Source organism: Paraburkholderia sp. SIMBA_030 (assembly GCF_046535245.1).
In the GTDB taxonomy this organism is placed as follows: Bacteria; Pseudomonadota; Gammaproteobacteria; order Burkholderiales; family Burkholderiaceae; genus Paraburkholderia.
The window spans coordinates 1-21,428 of record NZ_JAWRXB010000026.1; the positions used below are offsets into that span (position 1 = coordinate 1).

General features: G+C 61.7%; 18 protein-coding genes and 3 pseudogenes. 15 read left to right on the forward strand and 6 right to left on the reverse strand.

Going from position 1 to position 21,428, the window contains the following annotated elements; translation table 11 throughout:
* The first annotated feature begins 196 nt into the window (after nt 1–196).
* The 7 genes and pseudogenes from SB772_RS33700 to pyk all read left to right on the forward strand — a co-directional run bounded on the left by SB772_RS33700 (nt 197) and on the right by pyk (nt 6,480).
* Nucleotides 197–628, forward strand: a complete 432-nt coding sequence (locus tag SB772_RS33700) for a PAS domain-containing protein (protein ID WP_410837457.1) — start codon at nt 197–199, stop codon at nt 626–628.
* Between the two features lie 63 nt (nt 629–691).
* Complete coding sequence (locus SB772_RS33705) at nt 692–928, forward strand: hypothetical protein (protein WP_410837458.1); 237 nt, start codon at nt 692–694, stop codon at nt 926–928.
* 45 nt (nt 929–973) lie between these two features.
* A pseudogene (locus SB772_RS33710) lies at nt 974–1,129 on the forward strand (CoA transferase); the annotation flags it as partial.
* 118 nt (nt 1,130–1,247) lie between these two features.
* Nucleotides 1,248–2,027, forward strand: coding sequence for a fumarylacetoacetate hydrolase family protein (locus tag SB772_RS33715; RefSeq protein WP_410837459.1), 780 nt, complete (start codon nt 1,248–1,250; stop codon nt 2,025–2,027).
* A 1-nt stretch (nt 2,028) separates the two neighbouring features.
* The gene (locus tag SB772_RS33720; RefSeq protein WP_410837460.1) at nt 2,029–3,612 is read left to right on the forward strand and encodes a Re/Si-specific NAD(P)(+) transhydrogenase subunit alpha; all 1,584 of its coding nucleotides are present in this window, start codon (nt 2,029–2,031) and stop codon (nt 3,610–3,612) included.
* 9 nt (nt 3,613–3,621) lie between these two features.
* On the forward strand, nt 3,622–5,013 hold the full coding sequence (gene pntB, locus SB772_RS33725) for a Re/Si-specific NAD(P)(+) transhydrogenase subunit beta (protein ID WP_410837461.1): 1,392 nt from the start codon (nt 3,622–3,624) through the stop codon (nt 5,011–5,013).
* Nucleotides 5,014–5,067: 54 nt separating this feature from the next.
* Nucleotides 5,068–6,480, forward strand: coding sequence for a pyruvate kinase (gene pyk / locus SB772_RS33730; protein ID WP_410837462.1), 1,413 nt, complete (start codon nt 5,068–5,070; stop codon nt 6,478–6,480).
* Between the two features lie 236 nt (nt 6,481–6,716).
* Here the strand turns inward: pyk and SB772_RS33735 are convergent, their stop codons facing one another.
* Together SB772_RS33735 and SB772_RS33740 are read right to left on the reverse strand one after the other, a co-directional pair.
* On the reverse strand, nt 6,717–6,920 hold the full coding sequence (locus SB772_RS33735; RefSeq protein ID WP_410837463.1) for a hypothetical protein: 204 nt from the start codon (nt 6,918–6,920) through the stop codon (nt 6,717–6,719).
* 154 nt (nt 6,921–7,074) lie between these two features.
* The gene (locus SB772_RS33740) at nt 7,075–7,707 is read right to left on the reverse strand and encodes an isochorismatase family protein (RefSeq protein ID WP_410837464.1); all 633 of its coding nucleotides are present in this window, start codon (nt 7,705–7,707) and stop codon (nt 7,075–7,077) included.
* A 795-nt stretch (nt 7,708–8,502) separates the two neighbouring features.
* Between SB772_RS33740 and ltrA the strand changes: the two genes are divergently transcribed.
* On the forward strand, nt 8,503–10,218 hold the full coding sequence (ltrA, locus tag SB772_RS33745) for a group II intron reverse transcriptase/maturase (protein ID WP_410837561.1): 1,716 nt from the start codon (nt 8,503–8,505) through the stop codon (nt 10,216–10,218).
* A gap of 82 nt (nt 10,219–10,300) precedes the next feature.
* Here the strand turns inward: ltrA and SB772_RS33750 are convergent.
* Nucleotides 10,301–10,549, reverse strand: a pseudogene (locus SB772_RS33750) (Tn3 family transposase); the annotation flags it as partial.
* 23 nt (nt 10,550–10,572) lie between these two features.
* Here SB772_RS33750 and SB772_RS33755 point away from each other — a divergent pair.
* A complete protein-coding gene (locus tag SB772_RS33755) occupies nt 10,573–10,986 on the forward strand; it encodes a hypothetical protein (RefSeq protein ID WP_410837465.1) in 414 nt (137 codons plus the stop codon).
* Between the two features lie 152 nt (nt 10,987–11,138).
* Here the strand turns inward: SB772_RS33755 and SB772_RS33760 are convergent, their stop codons facing one another.
* Nucleotides 11,139–13,232, reverse strand: coding sequence for a phosphocholine-specific phospholipase C (locus SB772_RS33760; RefSeq protein ID WP_410837466.1), 2,094 nt, complete (start codon nt 13,230–13,232; stop codon nt 11,139–11,141).
* Between the two features lie 307 nt (nt 13,233–13,539).
* Nucleotides 13,540–13,989, reverse strand: a pseudogene (locus SB772_RS33765) (amino acid ABC transporter ATP-binding protein); the annotation flags it as partial.
* Between the two features lie 92 nt (nt 13,990–14,081).
* Between SB772_RS33765 and SB772_RS33770 the strand changes: the two are divergent.
* On the forward strand, nt 14,082–14,657 hold the full coding sequence (locus SB772_RS33770) for a UbiX family flavin prenyltransferase (protein WP_410837467.1): 576 nt from the start codon (nt 14,082–14,084) through the stop codon (nt 14,655–14,657).
* A gap of 152 nt (nt 14,658–14,809) precedes the next feature.
* Here SB772_RS33770 and SB772_RS33775 read toward each other — a convergent pair whose 3' ends face one another.
* Nucleotides 14,810–15,676 carry a LysR substrate-binding domain-containing protein gene (locus SB772_RS33775; RefSeq protein WP_410837468.1) on the reverse strand — a complete coding sequence of 289 codons (867 nt, stop codon included), beginning with the start codon at nt 15,674–15,676 and terminating at the stop codon, nt 14,810–14,812.
* Between the two features lie 128 nt (nt 15,677–15,804).
* Here SB772_RS33775 and SB772_RS33780 point away from each other — a divergent pair, with 128 nt between their 5' ends.
* From SB772_RS33780 to SB772_RS33800, 5 genes are all read left to right on the forward strand, one after another.
* Entirely contained in the window at nt 15,805–16,827 is a 1,023-nt protein-coding gene (locus SB772_RS33780) for an ABC transporter ATP-binding protein (protein ID WP_410837469.1), read from the forward strand.
* On the forward strand, nt 16,824–17,954 hold the full coding sequence (locus tag SB772_RS33785; protein WP_410837470.1) for an ABC transporter ATP-binding protein: 1,131 nt from the start codon (nt 16,824–16,826) through the stop codon (nt 17,952–17,954). The genes SB772_RS33780 and SB772_RS33785 overlap by 4 nt, the downstream gene beginning before the upstream one ends.
* A 103-nt stretch (nt 17,955–18,057) precedes the next feature.
* On the forward strand, nt 18,058–19,560 hold the full coding sequence (locus SB772_RS33790; RefSeq protein ID WP_410837471.1) for an ABC transporter substrate-binding protein: 1,503 nt from the start codon (nt 18,058–18,060) through the stop codon (nt 19,558–19,560).
* Between the two features lie 6 nt (nt 19,561–19,566).
* Nucleotides 19,567–20,511 carry an ABC transporter permease gene (locus SB772_RS33795; protein WP_410837472.1) on the forward strand — a complete coding sequence of 315 codons (945 nt, stop codon included), beginning with the start codon at nt 19,567–19,569 and terminating at the stop codon, nt 20,509–20,511.
* Nucleotides 20,511–21,407: an ABC transporter permease gene (locus SB772_RS33800; RefSeq protein WP_410837473.1), complete on the forward strand. Its 897-nt coding sequence runs from the start codon at nt 20,511–20,513 to the stop codon at nt 21,405–21,407. The genes SB772_RS33795 and SB772_RS33800 overlap by 1 nt, the downstream gene beginning before the upstream one ends.
* Nucleotides 21,408–21,428 lie beyond the last annotated feature (21 nt).

A 21,428-nucleotide genomic window follows, 5' to 3' on the forward strand; every position in this document is an offset into this window, starting at 1 on the left:
ACGGACGAAGTGCTGGCGAGTCTTGGCTATAGCCAGCAGGAAATCTTCAACCTGCGCGAAGTCAAAGCGGTTTGACGGCGCAAGCACGTAGGGCTCGACGTATCCGGATTTTCATTTTCGGAGCCTGCATGGACGGCGCCTGAGGCGGGCGCCGTCTGCACTTGAACCGCCGCTTTTTTCAATTTCCGGTATCGCTATGCAAACAGCCATCGATTTCGCACAACTGGTCTCAGCCGTCGGCGATGCGATCATCATTTCGGATGCCAAAGGAAATATCACGCTATGGAATCCGGCCGCTGAGCGCATGTTTGGTTTCACCCAAAGCGAGGCACTGGGAAAGTCGCTGGACCTGATCATTCCGGAGCGTTTGCGCGGACGTCACTGGGACGGCTATCAGCAGACCATGGCGACTGGGCAAACCCGTTACGGCAACGATGTGCTGCGAGTTCCCGCGGTGGATAAAGCGGGGCGCTCGCTGTCGATTGCCTTTACGGTGGCGCTGCTGCATTCGCCGGAACATGAGCTGACCGGGATCGTTGCGGTGATTCGCGATGAAACCAGCCGCTTCCAGGAGGAGCGCAATCTGCGCAAACGCCTGGCCGAGCTGGAAGCCCAGGCGGGAGCGTAACGCAGCGCCAGCCGCGTCGATCCGGTTGACTTTCTCTCGTGACGATCTATCAGGAGGCATCCGATGCACGTCGAACTACTTGGACAATATCGGCTCGAGTTGTCCGCGATGCAATTGATCCACAACGGAGGATGGACCGCCTACGTGGCGATTCGCACGGCCGAAGAAAATCATCCGGCGCAACCCGATCTCCTGCCGTACCAGCAGGTCGTCGACGAGGCTGTCTTTGAAAGCGAAGAAGCCGCCATCGCCGGCGCACGTCGCGTGGCGCTGGCGCTGCTCAGTCCGGCAACCCGGTAACCGGGGCGTACAGCGCCGGCGCAGATCAATTTAGGGGAACGCTAGATGGGCAAAGCATTGGAGGATGTGAGGATCCTCGACTTCACGCACGTGCAATCGGGGCCGACGTGCACGCAGTTGCTGGCTTGGTTCGGCGCGGATGTGATCAAGGTGGAGCGCGCCGACGCGGGCGATGTCACGCGCGAGCAACTGCGCGATATGAGCGCGTAAGGCAACCGTCGGCACGCATTTGACGCGCCGCACGCCGTACAAGACATCGCCGCGCGATCGGCCTGATCGGTCGCGTCATTGCAGCAAAAAAATCGCAGGAGACATTTCGATGAAATCGTGGATACGTTTTCGGCTCGCCCATGGCCAGATTGGTTTCGGTGTGCTGGAAAACCATCGCGTCACTGAATACGAAGGAGACATGTTCGGCGACGCGGTCCCAAGCGCCAACGTACTGAGCTTCGATGACGTGACGCTGCTCAATCCGTGTGTTCCTACGAAGGTGGTCGCGTTGTGGAACAACTTCCGCGCGCTGTCGGAGAAACTCGGCAAGGCCGCGCCTTCCCATCCGCTATTTCTGATCAAGCCCTCCACCTCCGTAATCGGCCCGGGCGAACCCATCCAGCGGCCACAAGCCTACGGCGGCAAGATCGCGTACGAAGGGGAACTCGCGATCGTGATCGGCAAGCGCTGCCGCAACGTCCCGGTAGACGAGGCGAACGATTACATTTTCGGTTACACGTGCATCAACGACGTGACCGCTGCCGAACTCCTGACCGAAGACCCCAACTTTGCGCAATGGTGCCGCTCGAAGGGCTTCGATACGTTTAGCTGCATCGGTCCTGCGATCCAGCGTGATTTCGACTGGCGTAATGCGCACGTCGTGACGCGGCTCGACGACGTCGAGCGGCAGAACTATCCGCTGTCGGACATGATCTTCTCGCCCGCCGAACAGGTCAGCCTGATCTCGCACGACATGACGCTGTTGCCCGGCGACGTCATTGCTATCGGCACCTCGATTGGTATCGGCTCAATCAAGGACGGCTCGACGGTCGAGGTGTCGATCGAAGGGATCGGCGTGCTGTCGAACACGCTGTCAACAGGGGCCTGACATGGCGATGACAATTGCAGTGCCGCGCGAAGTCCGCGCGGGCGAACGCCGCGTCGCGGCGACGCCCGAAACCGTCGGCCAGTTGCTGAAGCTCGGCTTCGCGGTGAACGTCGAAGCGGGCGCGGGCCTTAGGGCATCATTCGACGATGACGCGTATCGCGCGGCCGGCGCGCAGACGGTCAGCGACCCCCGTGCGTTGTGGGCCGATGCCGATATCGTGATCAAGGTGCGCGCGCCCGAACTGAATCCGGAACTCGGGCTGGACGAAGCGACCTTGCTGAAAAAAGGCGCGATGCTGATCAGCTTCATCTGGCCCGCGCAGAACCCGGCGCTGCTCACGCGGCTCGCCGACGGAGGCACGAGCGTGCTGGCGATGGACTGTGTGCCGCGCATTTCGCGCGCGCAGAAGCTCGATGCGCTCAGCTCGATGGCGAACATGGCCGGTTACCGCGCGGTGATCGAAGCCGCGCAGCATTTCGGGCGCGTCTTCACCGGACAGATCACCGCTGCGGGCAAGATGCCGCCCGCAAAAGTGATGGTGATCGGCGCGGGTGTCGCCGGGCTCGCTGCAATCGGTGCGGCGCGCGGCTTGGGTGCGATCGTGCGGGCGTTCGACACGCGCCCCGAGGTCGAGCAGCAGGTCGAAAGCATGGGCGCCGAGTTTCTCAAGCTGGATGTCGACGAGGAGGGCAGCGGTTCCGGTGGTTACGCGAAGCAGATGAGCGCGGCGTTCATCGAAGCAGAGATGGCGCTGTTCGCGGCGCAGGCGAAGGACGTCGACATCATCATCACCACCGCGCTGATTCCGGGCAAGCCGGCGCCCAAGCTCATTACTGCGGCGATGGTCGAGGGCATGCGGCCGGGCAGCGTAATCGTCGACATGGCCGCGGAGCAGGGCGGAAACTGCGAACTGACGCGGCCTGGCGAGGTGGTGCCGGTCAGGGGCGTGACGATCATCGGTTACACCGATTTACCGAGCCGGATGGCGACGCAATCGAGTCAGCTTTACGGCACCAACATTCGCCATCTATTGACCGATCTGACGCCGCAGAAAGACGGTGTCGCGCGCATCGACATGGATGACGACGTGATGCGCGGCGCGACCGTCGTGTATCAAGGCGCGGTCAGCTGGCCGCCGCCCCCGCCGAAACAAGCCGCGATCGCCGCGCATCGCCCGCCGCCCGACAAGCCCGCGGCGAGCCCCGTCGATCCCGCGGATCAAGCGGCCGCTGCGGCTCGCTCGCGGTATACATCGCTCGTCTTGCTGGCGATAGCGGCGTTGGCGCTGCTGGCGCTCGGCGCGGTCGCACCGCCCGCATTCGTCGCGCATCTGACGGTGTTCGTGCTGGCGGTGTTCGTTGGCTACCAGGTGGTCTGGAATGTGACGCCGGCGCTGCACACGCCGCTGATGAGCGTGACCAACGCGATCAGCGGAATCATCGTGATTGGCGCGCTGCTGCAACTCGGCACGCCGAACGTGCTGGTAACGGTGCTGGGTGGCGTCGCTTTGCTGGTTGCCACGATCAACATCGCGGGCGGGTTTCTCGTGACCCAACGCATGTTGAAGATGTTCCAGCGCAACTAAGGAGTGGTCATGCTGAACGGAATCGGCAACATCGCGTATTTGGGCGCGAGCACGCTGTTTATCCTGAGTTTGCGCGGACTGAGTCATCCGACCAGCGCGCGCCGCGGCAATCTGTACGGGGTGGCGGGCATGCTGATCGCAGTCGCTGCGACGCTGCTGATCGCACAGGGCGCGGGGATCGAAGTCGTATTGGCGGCGGCCGTGATCGGCGCAGCGGTCGGCGCGCTGCTGGCGCGGCGTGTCGAGATGACCCAGATGCCGCAACTGGTCGCGATATTGCATAGCTTTGTCGGGTTGGCCGCGATGCTGATCGGCTTTACCAACTATCTGATGCCGGCGGGTGAGTTCGGCGGCGCGGAGCGGGTGATTCACCTGTCCGAGATTTATCTTGGCGTGTTTATCGGCACGATTACATTCACCGGTTCGATCGTCGCGTTCCTGAAGCTGCAGGGCACGATCAGCGGCAAACCGCTCGTAATACCGGGCAGGCATTTGCTGAACCTGCTTGCGCTGGTGCTGTGCGTGGCGATCGGCTATCGGTTCCTCACGGCGCCGTCGGGCGCGGACGGCATCGTCGCATTGCTCGTGATGAGCGTGCTCGCCGCGGCGCTCGGCGTGCATCTGGTGATGGCCATCGGCGGCGCGGACATGCCGGTCGTCGTGTCGATGCTGAACAGTTACTCAGGATGGGCCGCCGCGGCCACGGGCTTCATGCTGAGCAACGACCTGTTGATCACGACCGGCGCGCTGGTCGGCTCGAGCGGCGCGATTCTCAGCTACATCATGTGCCGCGCGATGAACCGCAGTTTCATCTCGGTGATTCTCGGCGGCTTCGGCGCGGCGAGCGGCATGAGTTCGGCGGATATCTCGGGGGAGGTGGTGGCGACCAGCGTCGACGAAGTCAGCGCGATTCTGCGCGACGCTTCCGAGGTGATCATCGTGCCGGGCTACGGGATGGCCGTGGCGCAGGCGCAGACAACGATCAGCGAAATCACTCGCAAGCTCGATAGTCTCGGCGTGCGGGTGCGTTTCGGCATCCATCCAGTCGCCGGACGCTTGCCGGGCCACATGAACGTGCTGCTTGCCGAAGCGAAGGTGCCGTACGACATTGTGCTCGAAATGGATGAGATCAACGAAGACTTCACCAACACGGACGTCGTCCTTGTGATCGGCGCAAACGATATCGTGAACCCGGGTGCGCTTGAGGATCCGGGCAGTCCGATCGCGGGGATGCCGGTGCTCGAAGTGTGGAAAGCGCGCACGGTGGTCGTGTCCAAGCGCAGCATGGCGACTGGCTATGCAGGCGTGGACAACCCGCTCTTCTACAAGGACAACACCCGGATGCTGTTCGGCGATGCGAAGGGCAGCGTCGACGCATTGCTCAGACAGCTCGACGCTTGATCGGCTGTTGCCGCGCTCGCTCGCCCGCCCGTAACTTCACCTTACTGACCGATTATGATCCGCCTACGCAAAGCAAAGATCGTCGCGACCCTCGGCCCCGCGACCTCTGATCTCGAAACGATTACCCAACTCTTTCACGCCGGCGCCGATGTATTCCGGCTGAATTTCAGTCACGGCTCGCACGAGGACCATCGGCGGCGCCATGAGCTGGTTCGCGAGGTCGAGCGTGCTTCGGGCCGGCCCATTTCGATTCTCGCGGACATGCAGGGACCGAAGCTGCGCGTCGGTCCGTTCGCCGAGGGCAAGGTGATGCTCGTGACGGGCGCCGAATTCGCGCTCGACCGGAACCCGGCAGACGGCGACGTCAATCGCGTATGCCTGCCCCATCCGGAACTCTTCGACGTTGTCGCGGCCGGCCAGTCGCTGCTGCTCGATGACGGCAAACTGCGCCTGGAAGTGCTCGGCAACGACGGCGAGCGGATCAGCACCCGCGTGTTGCACGGAGGAACGCTTTCGGATCGAAAAGGGGTGAATGTTCCCGACGCGATACTGCCGATTCCCGTGCTGACCCAGAAAGACCTGATCGATCTGGAATTTGCCTTGTCGCTCGGCGCCGACTGGATTGCGCTGTCGTTCGTACAGCGTCCGGAGGATTTGATCGACGCGCGCGAACTCATTGGAGAGCGCGCCGGGCTGATGGTCAAGCTGGAAAAGCCGGCAGCGCTTGATCGGCTCGATGAGATCGTGAATGCGGCCGATGCGGTGATGGTCGCTCGCGGCGACCTCGGCGTCGAGCTTCCGCCCGAACGCGTGCCAGGTGCGCAGAAGCGCATTCTTCGATCCTGCCGCAGCCACGGCAAGCCGGTGATCATCGCGACGCAGATGCTTGAATCGATGATTTCAGCGCCGGTGCCCACGCGCGCCGAAGCATCGGACGTCGCGACGGCGATCTACGATGGCGCGGACGCCGTCATGCTGTCTGCGGAGTCGGCCAGCGGCGGCTTTCCTGTGCAGGCCGTGGCGATGATGGAGCGGATCATCAAGGAGGTCGAACATGATCCGCTCTACCGGAGCCTGCTCGATGCCCAGCATGAACTTCCGCTGGGCACACCGGGAGACGCAATCTGCGCGGCACTGCGCGATGTCGCGCAGACCATCGCTGCGGTTGCAACGGTCACGTACACGACGTCCGGACACACCAGCCTGCGGGCCGCCCGTCAGCGTCCGGTCGTGCCGATTCTCAGCATCACGCCGAAGCTGTCGACGGCGCGGCGTCTTGCGCTGGTGTGGGGCGTGCATTCCACAGTCAGCCCTGACGTCGAATCGGTCGACGAGATGGTGAGTGCCGCGTGCAGCATCGCCGCGAAACAGGGCTTTGCAAATTCAGGCGACCCGGTGGCGATCGCAGCGGGCATGCCGTTCGGCGAATCTGGTACCACCAATTTGCTGCGAATCGCCAGAGTCTAGGCGACGCCGCACGCAAGCTGGACGGGTAGACGGAGAACTGGTTGCGGGTTTCACTCCAGCGCGAACTGGAGGCAGTGAAGCGATGTGGCGTGAGTGCGCAGGGGCGGTTCGAGTTGTGAAAAGAGTCGATCCTTATGTTATTTTGAGTAATAGTTTGTCAGGATTGCAGATGAAGTTGGCGTGACGCTTCATGGCGCCGAACGCCATCGCCACAGTGCTCGCACCGGCGCTGATAGTCAGCCGTAGTGCCGCAGGTTGATCATCGTGTAAGCGAGGGTCTTGAATGCATAGTGAACCGGGCTCAGACGCTCGAAGCGAAGCAGCAGGCGCCGGAACTTGTCCTCCCAGGCGAAGACCCGCTCGATGGTCCTGAAGCGCTCCTCGAAAAATGGCCGGATTGAAGTGCAGTTTGCGGCCCCGCTTCGGCGTTTTACGGCCACGCGGTGCTCGATGGAGGGGGAGATTGTCGCGCCCCATCCGGCCGATCCGCTGGGTCGCCTGCTCGCGAAGCGACGGAGGGGGCGCGTCGTAACCATTCGTGTGCGAGCGTGCCGGGCTTCCCCAATGCGGGTTGCGCCGCAGCACGATCATCAATCAAAACTGGACCATGTCAGAGCGCGTCACATTAATATTCTTCGCGACACTCGCCGGTGCGTTCGACAGAATCCATGTCGCGGACAGTTCGGCGAACGGCTCCGGGGCCGAGAGCGTGTCGACCGGCACCGCCACTTTGAAGCCGCGCAATGAAGCGGCGCTTGCGGTGTAAAGAACCGCGCCGTGCGCGACGGTTCCAGTGACGATTACGGTATGGATGTGTTTCGCCTTCAATGCAGCTTCCAGGTTGGTGCCAAGAAACTTGTCGACGCCCGAGTGCACTACCGTCTCCCCACCCTTGGGCGCAAGCACTGTAGGCACCGACTTGATCGACCCAGTCGGTGTCGTGCTGTAGACGACCATCATCTTGTGCCGGCGCGCAGCGTCGAGCAATGCGGCGACCTTCGGTAATGAGGCGAAACAAGTCGGTCGCTGCGTCGTCGTGCAATTACCAGTGTCGAAATCGAGCACGAGCAGCGCGGTATGGGCGGGATCGACCGTTACGGAGGTCAGACGCGGCGACGGCGGCAGATGCACCGAATTCCAGGATGTAACAATGTCATCCGCCTGTGCCAGGCCGCCGAACAGCGGGACAAGCGCGACCGCATAGCGCAGGATACGAGAGCAACGCATGGAACCTCCTTCTATACGAGCCAAAACAATGGTGGCTCAGTTTCCGTTGAAACGAAACAACGACGATGCTGGATACTACGACGAACCCGATTGCAAAAGACCATCGCATCTCGGAATATCCGATGCGGCCGCTTGCGAAGACTGAACATGAGCTCGGGTACCCTCAAGAAACGGATTTTTTCGTACGCGTGCGACGTGAGGTCGCGCCAGTTATTGTCTCAACCCGCAAGGGATAGTGAGACTCGTTGTTCCCTCGACGATAGCCTACCGAGGCGAGCGTGGCTGGTAACGGCTGGGTTCGGAGCCCTCGGAACAATGAAGTCCCTCGCATGAGAAGAGCACGCCGCGAGGCGAGCTCAACTGCTGCCAGCATCAGGCGGCAAGGACGCTAGGCTGGACAGGATGGTCAACACAAGTGAATCGCCGTAACCCTCGTTAAAAAAGAGCAAGCCAAAGATGCTGGCAGGGTTGGACCAAAAGGTATGTGGCAGGTTGCTCGATGCGTACTGCGGGCACAGGGACAGGACGTCACCGGAGGAAAGGCGGGACCTAAGCTGTTCGTGTAACTGGTGTGGAACACGGTAAGCCCGAATCCTTGCCCTCGTGGCAGGCGAACCGCAAGGAACGCTGATGAGGATGCGGGTAAAGGATGGTCGAGAAAGCGAACGCCGCCCTGTAATGGGGTGGATAGGGGTTGGGCTGCAAGGCGATATCACCCCACGCGAAAGCGGGCAGACTTCGATCGGGTCGTTCTTGACGAGATTGTTTGGTGAACCTTTACAGGAGGGAAAGCAAATGACGGCGTATGCAGAACGCGCTGGTGCACCCTCCGGCGACGCGGGACATTGGCACGCTATCAACTGGGCCGGATGTTACCGGGAAGTCAGGAGGCTTCAGGCAAGAATCGTCAAGGCTACAAAGGAAGGCCGCTGGAACAGGGTGAAAGCCCTGCAATGGCTGCTGACCCACTCGTTCAGCGGCAAAGCTCTCGCCGTCAAACGAGTGACGGAGAACCGAGGCAGGAAAACGCCCGGGGTCGATAAGGTTACATGGTCCTCCCCGGACGCCAAATACCACGCCATCGAAATGCTGCATCGTCGTGGTTACCGGCCGCGGCCGTTGCGTAGAATTCAGATTCCCAAAAGCAACGGCCGAACAAGAGCACTCGGAATTCCCTGTATGAGCGACAGAGCGATGCAAGCGCTGTATTTGCTCGCCCTGGAGCCTGTATCGGAAGCGAGTGCAGACCCACACTCTTATGGGTTTCGTCCGGAAAGATGCACTGCCGACGCGATCGAGCAGTGCTTCATTGCGCTTGCGAGAAAAAGTGCTGCGCAATGGATTCTAGAAGGCGACATTCAGGCCTGTTTCGACGAAATTTCGCATGACTGGATCATTGCTCACGTCCCGACGGACAAAGCGATGCTCCGGAAATGGCTAAAGGCAGGGTACCTCAAAGATCGGCAGTGGTTCCCAACTGAGATGGGCGTACCGCAAGGTGGAATTATCTCGCCTGCGATTGCAAATTGGGTATTGGATGGTTTGCAGCTTCATCTGGCGATTGCCTTTGGGCCACCAAAGTGGATCGACGGAAGGCAAATCAGTTCAAAAATCAATTTCGTTCGTTATGCAGATGACTTTATCGTTACTGGTCCCTCGAAAGGGGTTCTAGAACGAGAAGTCAGACCTATTATCGAACGTTTCATGCAGGAGCGCGGGTTATCGCTCTCGCCAGAGAAGACGAAGGTCACACATATCTCGGAGGGGTTCGACTTTCTGGGGCAGAACGTTCGGAAGTATCGTGGCAAGCTGCTCATCAAGCCATCAAAGAAGAACGTTCAGGCGTTTCTGAGGAAAATTCGCTCGATCATTAATGAAAACCGGACGGCCAAGCAACAGAACCTGATTGGCCTGTTAAACCCGGTGATCAAAGGGTGGGCGGACTATCATCGACATGTTGTCTCCAAGAGAGTCTTCGCGCGCGTCGATTCAGAGATATGGCGGGCGTTGTGGCAATGGTGCTGTCGCCGGCATCCCAACAAGGGACGTCGATGGATCAAGCATCGTTACTTTCGATGCATTGGAACACGGGATTGGATCTTTGCTGCGCAAACGGGTGAGTATTGGCCAGATGGCAAGCCAATCGTGACGACGCTTCGTTATGCGGCAGAGGTACCCATCCGGCGGCACATTAAAATAAAAGCAGAGGCGAATCCCTTCGACCCGGCCTGGGAAGGTTACTTCGAAGATCGTCAAGGTTTCAAGATGTTCAACTCGCTCAAAGGTCGGAAGAAGCTGATTCGGCTTTGGCTTGCTCAACAGGGCATCTGCTGTGTCTGCGACCAACGCATCACCAAGGACACAGGCTGGCACGTTCACCACATTGTCCGTCGTGTTGACGGCGGAGGTAATGCGTCGCGAAACTTGATCATGGTTCACCCGAACTGCCACGCCCAAATTCACAGTCTTGGGCTATCCGTGACGAAACCGGCTCCGCATCAGGGGCTTTGAACGGCTTGAGCGGAGTGCGGGGAAAACTCGCACGCTCCGTTCTTAGGGGGCGGCGACGCAGCGATGCGTTGCTGCTACCCGACTAAGACCGGAGTTTGGTCGATTTCGCGGCACGCAACGGTCGGAATCGGCCCTTGGCGACGCGTTTGTTGGCGTGCCACACATAGTCACCCGTCAGGCTGATGTGATTCCAGCCCAGCGGCGCGACGTGCGGGATCAAGCTGTCGTCTATCTCGCGCTGCAGCCGCAAGGCTTCAATCGACCGCTCCAGATACACGGTGTTCCACAGCGTGATGGCAGCCACGACCAGATTCAGGCCACTTGCCCGGTGTTACGTCCCGGCTTATTTTGGGGGTGGCGGCCCTCGAGGCCACCAACTTCCGTCCAACCTCGCCAGCGAGCCTCGATGCCATCTTCTCCCGCGACGACCCGTCGACGGTCGATCCTAGGGTACCGAAGGCACTCGCCAACTATGAACTCAAGCTCACCAACCGGACGCCGAACGGCACCTACATCGATATGGCGATTCATATGCCGATGGTCGATCCGAAACAGCTGCAGTGTCCCGTTTGCATGACGAGATCTGAGCATGACGGCAATGCGACCGATGCGGAACTGCTCGATTTCTTTTCGCAGTTGCCGAACAAGGACAAGCAGTTTTGCGAGATCAAGGGAGTGGCTCATATCGCCGTGCTGGGCATCAACCGACATCGTATCTGGCATGCGATGCATGCCTTCTTCAAGATGCCGCCACAACGTTCAGCTTGACGTTAAACCGAAGGAAAAGCGTCAGTAGAACGAGCCGTACCGGCCCGCTCGTTGCTGCATGTGGCGGTCTGATGGACCGCAGGGTGGAGCCCCGATCGTCAACGACCAATCAGGCAGTTGACGGCCGGCCGGCTCGCGTTAACGACTCAACGTCACCCTCCAAGCGCCGGATCTGATGCGCTGTCACGCCCGGTTTCCACGTGGCCGGCAATGCGCCACAGGGCGCTTTTGTCGGAGTCGACTGTCACTGTCAGGTCGTACCACCCGAATGAACTTCGGAGATCGATCATTACAACGCCGACATCACCGCCGCGCACGCTGCGCTCGCCGCTTATCGGCGAGTTGTAGACACTGTCGACCTTGAAAACCGATCGCTCTTTACCCGGGTTCGTCAGACGCAGTTGCAGATTGCCGTTTGCGACATCGTAGCCTTCGGCAACCTTAACCGCTGGTCCTTGATTCCCCCTAGGGTCTGCATTGCCCACAAAGCGGCGCAGAAAGCCGTTGGGTCCGAACACGGAAAAGTCGTAGCTTCCCCCCGGAGCGAGCATCAAATCGTCCGAAAGGTCCTTACCTGCTTCGACCGTATAGCTGCGCGGCAGATCCGTCGCATTTCCCGAATAGACCCGCAGGTTGACACCCGCGCGCCCCGTGTTCGTCATGTGCAAACGGAACGCGTTGCCGTGCCCGTTCACGCCTCCGCGAACGAAAAACTCGTACGGCAGTGCGCGTGCCGGCCGTACACCGGGTTCCTGTTTCGGCAGTGACTGGGCGCTCGGCACGACAGGTATGACGTTCGGGTGACGGTTCTTGTCCGCAGGAAACGTGGTGACCGGCAGTTGCGGGAAGTCGTCGTTTGGGTTTCGGAAGTTGAAAACCGATGTCAGGTCTCCACACACCGTGCGGCGCCATGCCGTAATGTTCGGTTCCTGCAGGCTGTTGCCCTGCCCGAAACGTTTCTGGATAAAACGGATGATCGATGTGTGGTCGAAGACTTCGGAGCACACGTAACCACCCTTTGACCATGGCGAGATGGCGATCATCGGTACGCGCGGCCCAAGGCCGTAGGGACCGGGTTGATTGTTGCCCGAACCCGCGAAAAACTCGTTCGCGGTGGAGACCGTTGAAAGACCAGTTGCGGGCGTGGATGATGCATATGGCGGCGGCATGTGATCGAAGAGACCATCGTTCTCGTCGTAGGTTAGAAGCAATACCGTCTTGCTCCAGACTTCCGGGTTCGACGTGAGCGCCTGAAGGACCTGGTCGACATACCATGCCCCGTAGTTCGGCGGCCAGTTGCCGTGTTCCGAAAACGCTTCCGGGGCCACGATGTAAGAAACCTGAGGCAGCGTATTGTTTAGCACGTCCTGTTTGAGTATGTCGAAGTAAGTCCCGCTCACCTCGACCTGCGTACCCGTGCGTGCCTTTTCGAACAACGGATTGCCGGGTTGCGCGTTCTGATACTGCTTGAAGAATAGAAGCGACGTATCTCCGAAGTTGCCGATGAAGGGATTCTTGTCGTCGCCCCAGCCGGTCGACGGATTCAAACCGGAACCCGTGTCCTGGTAGACCTTCCACGATATGCCGGCGGCCTCCAGCTTTTCCGGGAATGTGCCCCATGAGTAACCGGCCTCGGCGTTATCGATCACGGGGCCGCCTCCGCCTCCGTCGTTGCCTACCCAGCCGGTCCACATGTAGTAGCGGTTCGGGTCGGTCGGCGTCATGGCCGAGCAATGATAGGCATCGCAAATCGTGAATGCGTCGGCCAGCTGATAGTGAAACGGGATGTCCTTGCGCGTCAAATGGAACATCGTCGTTGTGCCCTTGGCCGGCACCCACTGGTCATAGCGGCCGTTGTTCCATGCCGCATGCGTGCCGGGCCAACTGTGATCCAGATCCTGCACGAACTGTAAGCCGAGGTTCGGAAGATCGGGACGGAAAGGCAAGACATAGCCGTCGGCGTTGTTGGCGGGCTGGAAGAATACGGACTTACCGGTTGTCAGTGGAATGGGGCGGGTGTCGCCGAAGCCTCGCACGCCACGTAGGGACCCGAAGTAGTTATCGAAAGAGCGATTTTCTTGCATGAAGACAACGATGTGCTGTACGTCTTCGATAGTGCCCGTCGAATTATGCGCAGGTATCGCCAGTGCGCTGCGGATACCGATAGGCACTGCACCTAGTGCTGTGGCCGCGCCGGCCGCTTGCGCAGCGGCTCGCAGGAAATCACGTCGACTATTTGATGTCATGTTCGTTGTTTATCTGCCGTTGATTGGGAGAAACGGCGTGCCGTGCAGCCAGAACATAAGGAACTCGTGGCTTCACGGCACGCACTACAAGGAGGCAACTGTTGACTCACAACCGCGTAAGGCATCCGGGAGAATGTGCCTTGAATATGACCGAGATGTGGCAACTGCACTAGAAATGAGGCGATATGTGGCGGCTTGACGTTGGCGCTGAGTACGTCTGCTTCGCCGATCTGCCGGATCATGCCAACGGCTTCTGGACGAGGCCATGGCAGCGGCGCATGAGTATGTCCCCGGAGTATGTGAAGCGTTAGCAAGTACGGTGAGAAATGTAAGGCGCAGAATCGTTTGCTTGATGCAATTCGCGTCGGCTGTCTGCCAGGAAGAAGCGTGGGGGGAAGGGGCGCATTTCGCTACGCCCATGCGTCGCCGTTTCGACAACCTGGCCGCCATCCATGAACACGATGCGATCCGCTACCTGTCGCGCGAACTCCATTTCGTGCGTGACGATCACCATCGTCGCACCTTCGTTAGCAAGCGACCTCATCACGCTCAGCACTTCGCCAACCAGCATCGGATCGAGCGCGCTGGTCGGTTCGTCGAACAGCAGTACATCCGGTTTCATCGCAAGAGCGCGAGCAATGCCGACCCGTTGCTTCTGCCCCCCAGAAAGGCGTGAGGGAAACTGGTCGTGCTTGTCGGCAAGGCCGACGCGGGTAAGCAGTTCGATCGCTTCCTCGCGCACGGTCGCGCGGTCGCGTTTGGCTGCTCGGACCCACTGCGCCATCGAGCGGGCCGAACCAGGCGGTGTTTCGCATCGGTCTGCACACGCGTTTCTAGAATGGGACAACGATGAACAACGCAGCAGCGCGACGTATGATCGTCGGGATTACGGGGGCGTCTGGAATGGCATACGGGATCCGGACGCTGGAGGTACTCAAGCAGGTCGGCATCGAGACGCATCTCGTTCTCAGCAAGGCCGCGGAACTGACGATGACCTGCGAAACCGACTTCAAGCCTGCCGACGTGCGGGCGCTGGCCTCTGTCTGGTACTCGACCAGAGATATCGGCGCGGCGATTTCCTCGGGGTCCTTTCGGACAATGGGCATGCTGATCGTGCCGTGTTCGGTCAGGACAATGAGCGAGGTCGCGACGGGAGTGACGGGCACGCTCATGAGTCGCGCGGCCGACGTGGTGCTGAAGGAGCGGCGCCGGCTGGTGCTCGGCGTGCGTGAGACACCGCTGCACAGCGGCCATCTGCGTACGCTGTTGCAGTTGTCCGACATGGGAGCGGTGGTGGCGCCGCTCGTGCCGGCGTTCTATTCGCGCCCGCAGTCAATCGAGCATATCGTCGATCATACCGTCGGGCGGCTGCTCGACCTGTTCGACGTCGAGACGGATATCGTGAAACGGTGGAAGCAGGGGTAGGGCGGCACAGACGTGACGCCAAGCGGCAAGCCGTCGCCGCAGCGAAACTCGACGCCGTCCGGGCGCCAGCGGAGATTCTTAATTTCACAGCCCCCCATAGCATCCAGGCATCCGGACGATGGCGTGACCGCAGCGTGCGCCACAAGCGCCGCTCAGTCGCTGTGCAGCGTATCAATAATCGCCTGCGTGATGCCGCGCCGGTCATATGACGCGCGCTGGATCATGCCGACTGTACGCAGCGCCGGCGGATTCGAAATCGACAGCACGCGTAGCAACGGATCGTTGCGCCAGTTGCCGCGATGCAGAAGCGGCAGCACCGTGACGCCGACATTTTCGCGCACCAGCGCGACGATCGTCTCGATCGAGTTGAGTTCGAGGTATTCGTTGACCGTCAGGCCGGCCGTCTGCAGCGCATGCTCGACGACACGCCCGGTGCGCACCCGCCGGTCGAAGCGCAGAAAGGGGTGGCTGCGCAGGATTCGCCGCGGATCGTTGTCGCCGATTTCGCGGCTCACCACCAGCATCAGCGGCTCCGTATATAACGTCGTCCACTTCAGCGTGTCGGGCAGCGTCGTGTCGGCACGCGCGACGACCGCCGCGATATCGACCTCACCCGCCTCGACCATCCGCGCCAGTTCGTCGGAGCGCGACGACAGCAGCCGCACATCCAGTTGCGGATGCGCGGCCTTCAAACGCGCGACGACCAGCGACAGCGCGCCGATCACCGACACCACGGCGCCGATGGTCACCGGCCCGACCATCGACTCCGCCGGCGTCGCCTCGAGTTCGGCCAGCAGGTCGAAGATCTGCTCGACCTTCGGCCAAATCTCTTGTCCGTGGCGGTTCAGCGCGATCTGCCGCCTACTGCGGTCGAACAACTGGCGGCCGAGCGCCTGTTCGAGCCCGCGCATCTGCAAGCTGACCGCCGCCTGGGTCAGCGCGACGCTCCCGGCCGCTGCCGCGAATGATCCGGTGCGCGCGACGGCCCGAAAGGTTCTCAACATGCGCAGCGTCGGCATCGCTCATTCCCAAGGAAAATTTAACTGTAAGTAAGAAATATTAATATTTTCCCACGTGAAGCGCATCACATAATCGCCGGCAGGACAGCCTTGAACAGGACTAGCAGCCCGATATGGAGTTACCCAGCATGACCGATGCCGCCCGCCGAACGGTTCTGGAGGTCCGAGGCTTTTCTTTGAAGTTCTCGCGGGCCGCCGAGGTGCCGAACCTCGTCCACGACGTGTCGTTCTCAGTCGGCACTGGCGAGACGCTATGCATCGTCGGTGAATCGGGCTGCGGCAAGAGCGTGACGTCGCTCGCGCTGATGGGTCTGCTCGCGAGCCCGCCTGCGCAACGCGTCGCCGGCACCGCGCATTTCGAAGGCAAGGACCTGTTCTCGCTGTCCGAGCGCGAACTGGCCGATATTCGCGGCAACCGGCTGTCGATGATCTTTCAGGAACCGATGACGTCGCTGAACCCGGCATTCACGGTCGGCGAGCAGATCGCCGAAAGCATCCGTCGGCATCGCGATGTCGAGCGCGGGCAAGCGCGCGAGCAGGCGCTCGAGATGCTGCGGCTCGTGCGGATCCCGGCGCCGGAAACCCGGCTGGATGCATACCCGCATCAGCTTTCCGGCGGTATGCGCCAACGCGTGATGATCGCGATGGCGCTCGCGAACCGCCCGCGCCTGTTAATCGCCGACGAGCCGACTACCGCGCTCGACGTGACGATCCAGGCCCAGGTGCTGTCGCTCGTGAAAAATCTGCAAGCCGAGACCGGCACCGCGATGGTGTTGATCACGCACGACCTCGGCGTCGTCGCTGAAGTCGCCGACCACGTCGCGGTGATGTACGCGGGCCGCATCGTCGAATACGGCACTGTCGCCGATCTGTTCGACGACCCGCAACATCCCTACACGATCGGCCTGATGGGCGCGATTCCGTCGGTCGGCAAGCGCGAAGGCGCGCTCGCGACGATCCGCGGTTCGGTGCCGGCGCCCGAGTTGATGCCGCACGGCTGCCGCTTCGCGACGCGATGTCCGTTCGCCGAGCAACGCTGCATCGACGCCGCGCCGCCCGACAAGGTGATAGGCGGTGTGCATCGCGTCGCGTGCTGGCTAGCTCCGGTCGAACAGGTCGCCGCGCCGGTATTGCGCAAGGAATTCGCATGACGACGCCCACTACACCGACGCCGCACGCGCACCCGGCCTCGCATTCGCAGACTCCGATCATCGAGGCGCGCGCGCTGACGAAGCATTTTGGCGGTACGCGGCATCTCTTCACGCGCACGCCAACCGTCTATGCAGTCAACGACGTGTCGTTCGCGGTCCAGCCCGGCGAGACGTTCGCGATCGTCGGCGAATCTGGCTGTGGCAAGTCCACGCTAGGCCGCCTGCTGCTCCGTTTGATCGAATCGACAGACGGCCGCGTCTTCTATCAAGGCAAGGACATCACGCATCAGCAAGGCGCGCCGCTGCGGCGGCTGCGCCGCGAAATGCAGATCATCTTTCAGGATCCGTTCGCGTCGCTGAATCCGGGCATGACGATCGGCCAGATCGTCGGTGAGCCGATCGCGCTGCACGGGCTCGCGCGCAACGGCGCCGAGCACCGCGAGCGCGTCGCGCAACTGCTGCGCACGGTTGGCCTGCAACCGGCCTACGCAGACCGTTATCCGCACGAATTCTCTGGCGGCCAGCGACAACGGATCGGCATCGCGCGCGCATTGGCCGGCGAGCCGAAGCTGATCGTCGGCGACGAGCCGGTGTCGGCGCTCGACGCCTCGGTGCAGGCGCAGGTGATCAATCTGCTCGAGACACTGAAACAGGATCTCGGCCTCACGCTGATCATGGTTGCGCATGACCTCGCGGTGATCCGTCATATGAGCGACCGCGTCGCCGTGATGTATCTCGGTGAGATCGTCGAGCTGGCCGATGTCGATGCACTGTTCGACGCGCCGCTGCATCCGTACACGCAAGCGCTGCTGCGTGCTATTCCGGCGAGCAGCCCGCACGGGCGGCGTGCGAAGCCCGCGTTGTCCGGCGATCAGCCAAGTCCGACCGCGCCACCTTCCGGCTGCCGTTTCCATACGCGCTGTCCGCACGCGAAGCCGCACTGCGCGCAAGCGCGGCCGATCAGCGAACGACTCGAGGACGGACGGCAGGTCGCGTGCCACTTCTGGCGCGAGATCCAGAGCGCCGGCGGTGGCGCACCGGTGGTTACGAGCGTCAGCCCGAAATTGATCGAGCGGCTCGCGATCTACCGCGACCGCCAGGCGGCGGTGGCCGCCGGCGGCGACTGAGCTGGCGGTCGAGATGAAACTCGAGTGAAGAATTGAGTTGCCGACGCGCCGATGCCCGTTCAGCACACCGTTTTATGAATTGGAAGAAAAAGGGAAAGTCCTCATGCGAAGAATGTTGATTGCCGCGGCGCTCGCACTCAGCGCTACCGCCGCGATGGCCCAGAACAGCCAGACGATACGGATCGGCTTGCAGGACGACATCGGTTCGCTCGACCCCGCACGCAGCGTACAGCTCGTCGACCGAATCGTGTTTGCATCGCTGTGCAATGCGCTGGTCGATATCACGCCCGACCTGAAGATCGTGCCAATGCTGGCGACGTCGTGGACGACGAGCGCCGACGGCAAGACGCTCACGTTCAAGCTGCGTCAAGGGGTGAAATTCCAGGACGACGAGCCGTTCAACGCGGCGGCCGTCAAGGCGAACCTCGACCGCGACCGCACGCTGCAAACGAGCAACCGCAAGAGCGAACTGGCGTCGGTCGATCACGTCGACGTGATCGACGACTACACGGTCGCGATCGCGTTGAAGCAGCCGGATGCCGCGCTGCTCGCGACGCTGACCGACCGCGCCGGCATGATGCTCGCACCGAAGACGCTGGCCGATCCGGCCGGCGTCGCCGCGCATCCGGTGTGTTCGGGCCCGTACAAGTTCGTCCAGCGCGTGCAGAACGATCGCGTCGTGCTCGAGAAATTCCCAGGCTACTGGGACGCCGACAAATACCCGGTCCAGCGCGTGATTTTCCTGCCGATTCCGGATAGCACCGTGCGCCTTGCAAATCTGCGCTCGGGCTCGCTCGACATGCTTGAGCGCCTCGCGCCGTCCGATGTCGCGTCGGTCAAGAGCGACGCGAGCTACAAGTTCGCGCCGGTCAGCGGCTTCGGCTATTACTACGTTACGTTCAACATCGGCAACGGCAAGCGCAGCAACGCGCTGCTGAGAGACAAGCGCGTGCGGCAGGCTTTCGAACTCGCGATCGACCGTGACGCGATCAACCAGGTGATCGGCGCGGGCATCTTCGCGCCGGCGAATCAGGCGGTGCCGAAGTCGAGCCCATACTACAACGCGTCGCTGCCGATGCCGCATCGCGACGTCGCGAAGGCGAAGGCGCTCCTGAAGGCGGCGGGCCACGAGCACGTCGACATCGAGTTCACTTACCCGAACAACACGGTGTCGAGCCAGATCGTGCAGATGATGCAGGCGATGGTCGGCGAAGCCGGCTTCAACCTGAAGCTGCGGCCGACCGACTATGCGACCGAGCTCAATGCCGCGCACAGCGGCGACTTCGAGGCAATGTACCTCGGCTGGTCGGGCCGTGTCGATCCGGACGGCAACCTGCATCAGTTCAACACGTGCGCCGGCAACCTCAATTACGCGCATTACTGCAACCCCGAAGTCGACCGGTTGCTCGACGCCGCGCGCGTGAAGCTGACCGCCGCGGACCGCAAAACGGAGTACGACACGGCGTCGAAGCTGCTCGCCGATGACGATCCGATCATCTATGTCTATAGCCAGCCGTGGCCGTTCGAGCTGTCGAAGAAGGTGCAAGGCTTCACGCCCTATCCCGACGGCCTGATCCGCCTGCGCGGCGTCAGTGTCAAGGGCTGACCGATCATGCTGCAGATCATCGCAAATCGCGTGCTGGTCGCCATTCCGACGCTGATTCTCGTGTCGATGCTGATCTTTGGCCTGCAGAAGCTGCTGCCCGGCGATCCCGTGATGGCGATGGCTGGGGAAGATCAGGATCCGCAGTTGATCGCGTCGTTGCGCGTCAAGTACCACCTCGACGAGGCGGTGCCGACGCAGTACGCGCTGTGGGTTCGCGACGTCGTGCACGGCGATCTCGGCGCATCGCTGCGCACCGATGTGCCGGTGACGTCGCTGATCGTGCAGAAGCTGCCGGTCACGCTGCAGCTCGCGGCGATGGCGATGATCTTCGCGATCGGTATCGGCATTCCGGCGGGCGTCATCTCCGCCGCAAGCCGCGGCGGCGCCCTCGATTACGGCGCGAACGTCTTCGCGCTGTCCGGCATGTCGATCCCGAACTTCTGGCTCGGGATCATGTTGATCTTCATCGTGTCGGTGCGCTGGCATCTGCTGCCGTCGTCCGGCTACGTGTCGCCGACTGAAGACTTCTGGCTCAGCATCAAGACCATGCTGATGCCCGCGTTCGTGCTCGGCGCGTCGCTCGGCGCGCAATTGATGCGCCACACGCGCAGCGCGATGCTGAGCGTGCTGCGCACCGACTATATTCGTACCGCGCGTGCCAAAGGGCTGCTGCGCGGCACCGCCGTCGTCAAGCACGCTTTTCGCAACGCGCTGGTTCCGATCGTCACCATGCTCGCGCTGCTGTTCGGCGAACTGCTCGCGGGTGCGGTGCTGACCGAGCAGGTTTTCACGATCCCCGGCTTCGGCAAGCTCATCGTCGATGCTGTGTTCAATCGCGACTACGCGGTCGTGCAGGGTGTCGTGCTCGTCACCGCGCTGTGCTTCATCGTCGTGAACCTGTGCGCCGACGTGTTGTACGTCCTTCTCAATCCCCGACTGAGACGCAGCTGATGGCTACTCCCGCCACCCCCGTTCACGCGTCGGCCGCTGCGTCGCAGACGACCGTACTGCCGCGCCGCAAGCGCCGCGGAATCGCGAAATTCATGCGCAATCGCGCCGCCGTGTTCGGCGCGGCGCTCGTGCTGCTCATCGTCTTGATGGCGGTATTCGCGCCGTGGCTGTCGCATTACGACCCGGTTCAGGCAAGCTTCATGACCGTGCGGCAGGCTCCTTCGGCCGCGCACTGGTTCGGCACCGACGAACTCGGCCGCGACGTGCTGAGCCGTCTGCTGTGGGGCGCGCGAGCGTCGCTGCTGGCGGGTGTCGTGTCGGTATGCATCGCGGTCGTGATCGGCGTGCCGCTCGGTTTGCTGGCCGGCTATTTCGGCAAGCTCGTCGACGGAGTGATCTCGCGAATCGCCGATGCGTTGCTGTCGATTCCGTTCCTGATCCTCGCCATCGCGCTCGCCGCGTTCCTCGGACCGAGCCTGACCAATGCAATGGCCGCGATCGGCATCTCCGCGATGCCGCGCTTCGTCCGGCTGACGCGCGGCCAGGCGATCACCGTGAAGGCCGAGGAATACGTCGAGGGCGCGCGGGCAATCGGCCTTGGCCACGCTCGGATCATTGCGCGATACATCCTGCCGAACGTGCTGCCGCCGATCATCGTGCAGGCAAGTCTGACGATCGCGACCGCGATCATCGCCGAAGCGAGCTTGTCGTTCCTCGGGCTCGGCCAGCTGCCGCCGGCGCCGTCGTGGGGTTCGATGCTCAACACAGCGAAGGATTTTGTCAGTCAGGCGCCGTGGATGTCGATTTTCCCGGGCATCGTGATCTTTCTGGCTGTACTCGGTTTCAACCTGCTTGGCGACGGTCTGCGCGATGCGCTCGATCCGCGCGAGTCGTAACCGGATTCCATCATCGCTTCA

Excerpts from the sequence above, each read along its gene's own strand:
- SB772_RS33700 (WP_410837457.1), top strand. The coding sequence starts at position 197 with ATGCAAACAGCCATCGATTTCGCACAACTGGTCTCAGCCGTCGGCGAT.
- SB772_RS33705 (WP_410837458.1), top strand. The coding sequence starts at position 692 with ATGCACGTCGAACTACTTGGACAATATCGGCTCGAGTTGTCCGCGATG.
- SB772_RS33715 (WP_410837459.1), top strand. The coding sequence starts at position 1,248 with ATGAAATCGTGGATACGTTTTCGGCTCGCCCATGGCCAGATTGGTTTC.
- SB772_RS33720 (WP_410837460.1), top strand. The coding sequence starts at position 2,029 with ATGGCGATGACAATTGCAGTGCCGCGCGAAGTCCGCGCGGGCGAACGC.
- pntB (WP_410837461.1), top strand. The coding sequence starts at position 3,622 with ATGCTGAACGGAATCGGCAACATCGCGTATTTGGGCGCGAGCACGCTG.
- pyk (WP_410837462.1), top strand. The coding sequence starts at position 5,068 with ATGATCCGCCTACGCAAAGCAAAGATCGTCGCGACCCTCGGCCCCGCG.
- SB772_RS33740 (WP_410837464.1), bottom strand. The coding sequence starts at position 7,707 with ATGCGTTGCTCTCGTATCCTGCGCTATGCGGTCGCGCTTGTCCCGCTG.
- ltrA (WP_410837561.1), top strand. The coding sequence starts at position 8,503 with ATGACGGCGTATGCAGAACGCGCTGGTGCACCCTCCGGCGACGCGGGA.
- SB772_RS33760 (WP_410837466.1), bottom strand. The coding sequence starts at position 13,232 with ATGACATCAAATAGTCGACGTGATTTCCTGCGAGCCGCTGCGCAAGCG.
- SB772_RS33770 (WP_410837467.1), top strand. The coding sequence starts at position 14,082 with ATGAACAACGCAGCAGCGCGACGTATGATCGTCGGGATTACGGGGGCG.
- SB772_RS33775 (WP_410837468.1), bottom strand. The coding sequence starts at position 15,676 with ATGCCGACGCTGCGCATGTTGAGAACCTTTCGGGCCGTCGCGCGCACC.
- SB772_RS33780 (WP_410837469.1), top strand. The coding sequence starts at position 15,805 with ATGACCGATGCCGCCCGCCGAACGGTTCTGGAGGTCCGAGGCTTTTCT.
- SB772_RS33785 (WP_410837470.1), top strand. The coding sequence starts at position 16,824 with ATGACGACGCCCACTACACCGACGCCGCACGCGCACCCGGCCTCGCAT.
- SB772_RS33790 (WP_410837471.1), top strand. The coding sequence starts at position 18,058 with ATGCGAAGAATGTTGATTGCCGCGGCGCTCGCACTCAGCGCTACCGCC.
- SB772_RS33795 (WP_410837472.1), top strand. The coding sequence starts at position 19,567 with ATGCTGCAGATCATCGCAAATCGCGTGCTGGTCGCCATTCCGACGCTG.
- SB772_RS33800 (WP_410837473.1), top strand. The coding sequence starts at position 20,511 with ATGGCTACTCCCGCCACCCCCGTTCACGCGTCGGCCGCTGCGTCGCAG.